The sequence below is a fragment of the Methylorubrum zatmanii genome, assembly GCF_014845115.1.
GTDB lineage: Bacteria > Pseudomonadota > Alphaproteobacteria > Rhizobiales > Beijerinckiaceae > Methylobacterium > Methylobacterium zatmanii.
The window spans coordinates 1-3,654 of record NZ_NKUI01000263.1 but is presented as its reverse complement, the minus strand read 5'-3'; the positions used below and the strand labels follow the sequence as shown (position 1 = coordinate 3,654).

The window sequence follows — 3,654 nt, the reverse complement described above, 5'->3', positions numbered from 1 at the left end:
CCCGCGCACCCCGGCCCCGCCCATCCTCCGCCGATCCGGCGGTGATCACACCTGACGTTGCGCAGACGACACGATCACGTTGCTTTGAGACCGCAGGTCGCAGGGACCGTTTCCTGCCGCCGGACGTTCAAAACCTGCGGGGGAGCAATTCTCTTCGGGTGGAGACGATCTGATGAAACGGGTTGTTCTGGCATCGGCGGCAATGGCCGGCGCGCTGATGATGATCCCGGCGACCGCCGATGCGCGCCCGGGTTTCGGCGGCTTCCACGGTGGCGGTTTCGGCGGCGGTTTTCGCGGCGGCGGCTTCGGTGGTGGCTTTCGCGGTGCCGGCTTCCGCGGCGGTGGCTTCGGCGGCGGTTTCCGCGGGGGTGGCTTCGGCTATCGCGGCGCCGGCTACGGCGGCTGGCGCGGTGGCTACGGGGGCTGGCGCGGCGGCTACGGCGGCTGGGGCTACCGGCGCGGTATCGGTCTCGGTGGTGTCGGACTTGGCCTCGGCTTGGGCCTCGCGGCGGGCGGCCTCTACGGCGGCTACGGTGGTTGGGGCGGTCCCTATTACGGCTATGGCGGCTGGGGTGGGCCCTACGGCTACTCGACGGTCGGCTACGATCCCTATTACGGCGGCGGCTGCTACACCGTCCCGCGGGTGCGCTGGACGCCGTACGGCTATCGCCGGGTTCTGGTCGAGCGCTGCTACTGACCATCGGCCTGGATCCGACGTCGAAGGGGCCGCACGCGGCCCCTTTTCCCATCCGCCCCTTGCTTCCTGCGCTCACCGCCGTTTCGCCTCTTCCCGCCGCATCGGCATGGCGTCGATGGTGGCGAACAGACGCTGCGGCGGGATCGGTTCGTCCGAGGTCAGCTTCGCCCCGCCGTCCTTGCCGACGAGCACGGCCCGGAAGCCCTCTCCCGACAGGCCGAGATGCCGGCGCAGGGCGCCCGCCCTCTCTCCCGGCCCCACCGCCTCCAGCGTGACGAGGTCGCGCTCGGCGGCTCCCGCCCGCGCCGAGGCCAGAGCCTCACGCTGCGCCGCGAGCTTCGGATCGCCCGCATCCCCCGCCGCCAGGACCAGCACCCGGGACGTCCAGCGATAACCGGCCAGCGGATCCTCGGCCGCCGCCGCCGAACCGCCGAGCGCCGCCACTGCCGCCATCAGAACAAACCCTCTTCGACCCATCGCGAAACCCCATGCCCGCGCCGCACCGCATTGCCGGAACCAGCGCGCGACCCATCTGCCGGGTTCCGTTTGCCGAAACGCCGGAGGTTCCATGGCAGTCGTCAACCGTCGGATCGTGCTGGCTGCGCGCCCGCATGGCGAGCCGAAGCCCGAGCATTTTCGCCTGGAGGAGGGCCGCACCTCGGCTCCGAAACAGGGCGAGGTGCTGCTGCGGACCCGCTGGCTCTCCCTCGACCCCTATATGCGCGGCCGGATGAGCGCGGCGAAATCCTATGCCAAGCCGGTCGAGATCGGCGAGGTCATGGTCGGCCAGACCGTGAGCGAGGTGGTGGCCTCGGAGAACCCCGCCTTCGCCGAGGGCGACCTCGTGCTCGGCTATTCCGGCTGGCAGGAATTCGCCCTGTCGGACGGCAAGGGCCTGCGCCGCCTCGATCCGGCGGACGGGCCGCCGAGCCAGTTCCTCGGTGTCCTCGGCATGCCCGGCATGACCGCCTATGCCGGCCTTCTGGAGATCGGCCGGCCGCAACCGCAGGAGACGGTCGTCGTGGCCGCCGCCGCCGGCCCGGTCGGCTCCCTGGTCGGGCAGATCGCCCGCCTCAAGGGCGCGCGGGCGGTCGGCATCGCCGGGGGCGCGGAGAAATGCGCCTACCTGACCGAGACGCTGGGCTTCGACGCCGCCATCGATCACCGGGCCAGCGACTTCCCCGATGCCCTGGCCCGCGCCTGCCCGGACGGGATCGACGTGTATTTCGAGAATGTCGGCGGCGCGGTGTTCGACGCGGTGCTGCCGCTCCTCAACGATTTCGCGCGTGTGCCGGTCTGCGGCCTCGTCTCGGGCTACAATCTGAGCGAGTTGCCCCCCGGCCCGGACCGCTCGCCGGTCCTGATGCGCACCATCCTGACCAAGCGGCTGACGCTGCGCGGCTTCATCGTCTCGGATTTCGCCGCCTTGCAGGGCGACTTCCTGCGCGATGTCGGCGGCTGGCTGCGCGCCGGGCGGGTCCGGGCTCGCGAGGACGTGGTCGAGGGCCTGGAGAACGCGCCCGCCGCCTTCGCCGGAATGTTGCGGGGCGCGAATTTCGGCAAGCTCGTGGTCAAGGTGTCCTGACGCTCAAGGCGCGGGCCGGCGCCGGCCGCTTGCCCGCCGCCACGAACAAAGATAGAACGTTCACGATGACGAAAGCAGGTCGGTGTGTAGCGGGCACAAGCTGTTCCGGCGGCTTGCTCCCCCTTCCGGACCTCGCGAGAGTCGCGACCATCGCGGGCGAAGAATGCCCTGTGAGATCGGATCGGATGGAGAGATGAGATGGCGGGCAGCGTCAACAAGGTGATCCTCGTCGGCAATCTCGGGCGTGATCCCGAGACCCGGCGCCTGTCCTCGGGGGATCCCGTGGTGAACCTGCGCATCGCGACGTCGGAGTCCTGGAAGGACAAGATGTCGGGCGAGCGCAAGGAGAAGACCGAGTGGCACTCGGTGGTGATCTATAACGAGAACCTCGCCCGCGTGGCCGAGCAGTATCTGCGCAAGGGCTCGAAGGTCTATATCGAGGGCCAGCTCCAGACCCGGAAATGGGCCGATCAGTCCGGCGTGGAGAAATACACGACCGAGGTGGTGCTCCAGCGCTTCCGCGGTGAGATGACGATCCTCGACGGCCGTGGTGGCGGCGGTGACTTCGCGGGAGACGACGAAGGCGGCGGCGGCCAGATCAGCCGGGGCGGCGACCGCGGCGGTCGCGACGATTACGGTTCCAGCCGCTCCGGCGGCGGCGATCGTCGGCCCTCCTCCGGCGGTGGCGGCGGGTCGAAGCCGAACTATGACCTCGACGACGACATTCCGTTCTGAAGTCTTGTGTAATTACGAGCACCCACAACGCGCCAACGAATGCGATGGATCAGAGCTCTGGCTCTGATCCATTTTCCATGATCGACCACTATTTTCCCCTCGCCAAATCCCGATGCGCAAATAAATGACCAATACAGCCATAAATCATTGAAACCTAGCAATAAATAATCGGCGTGCGCAGACGAACGCTTGCGTTCTTGGCTGGTCGCCGCCGCTTGATGATCCTGAGCCCGAAAAACGCGCTCCAAACAGTAAATCGAGATAGATATCGGTGACTTGTGTCATCGAGTGGGCGCGGCGGCGCCCACTCGAGACTTGCCTTGCCTGTCACGCGGTCGAGAGACAAGGATCTCTAATCTCCGCGGCGGAGCATCCGCTTATATCCCGAACCTCGACCCTAGCGTGTCGAACCCCATCGTATGCCCGACGGCGAAACCGTCGTCTCCGTCATTGATGCTCGGGGAATGCCCGTTTGGTGACCGAACCTCTTCCACGTCTTCGAACTGCACAACACTGGAAAGTCGTTCACCGTGCAGCGGCGTCAGATGACGGCCGTCGCGAACGCCTAGAGCCGTGCCCGTTCACGTAGCGACGGCCAAGTCTGTATCGTAACCGGCTGCGGCGAGGCAGTTTCGGA

Annotated in this window: 4 protein-coding genes; 3 read left to right on the top strand and 1 reads right to left on the bottom strand. The window is 67.6% G+C overall.

Translation table 11 applies throughout. The features are described from left to right. The first annotated feature begins 172 nt into the window (after positions 1-172). The gene (locus MZTS_RS22970; RefSeq protein WP_192285556.1) at positions 173-697 is read left to right on the top strand and encodes a hypothetical protein; all 525 of its coding nucleotides are present in this window, start codon (positions 173-175) and stop codon (positions 695-697) included. Between the two features lie 72 nt (positions 698-769). Here the strand turns inward: MZTS_RS22970 and MZTS_RS22965 are convergent, their stop codons facing one another. Next, entirely contained in the window at positions 770-1,150 is a 381-nt protein-coding gene (locus tag MZTS_RS22965) for a DUF4174 domain-containing protein (RefSeq protein WP_009864203.1), read from the bottom strand. 115 nt (positions 1,151-1,265) lie between these two features. Between MZTS_RS22965 and MZTS_RS22960 the strand changes: the two genes are divergently transcribed. Next, positions 1,266-2,282 (top strand): NADP-dependent oxidoreductase, encoded by a 1,017-nt coding sequence (locus MZTS_RS22960; RefSeq protein WP_192285554.1) that lies wholly within the window; start codon positions 1,266-1,268, stop codon positions 2,280-2,282. 198 nt (positions 2,283-2,480) lie between these two features. Next, entirely contained in the window at positions 2,481-3,017 is a 537-nt protein-coding gene (gene ssb, locus MZTS_RS22955; RefSeq protein ID WP_192285553.1) for a single-stranded DNA-binding protein, read from the top strand. Positions 3,018-3,654: the final 637 nt, after the last annotated feature.

What these genes read in the sequence shown, in the direction of transcription:
- MZTS_RS22970 (WP_192285556.1), top strand. Translation starts at nt 173, where the DNA reads ATGAAACGGGTTGTTCTGGCATCGGCGGCAATGGCCGGCGCGCTGATG.
- MZTS_RS22965 (WP_009864203.1), bottom strand. Translation starts at nt 1,150, where the DNA reads ATGGCGGCAGTGGCGGCGCTCGGCGGTTCGGCGGCGGCGGCCGAGGAT.
- MZTS_RS22960 (WP_192285554.1), top strand. Translation starts at nt 1,266, where the DNA reads ATGGCAGTCGTCAACCGTCGGATCGTGCTGGCTGCGCGCCCGCATGGC.
- ssb (WP_192285553.1), top strand. Translation starts at nt 2,481, where the DNA reads ATGGCGGGCAGCGTCAACAAGGTGATCCTCGTCGGCAATCTCGGGCGT.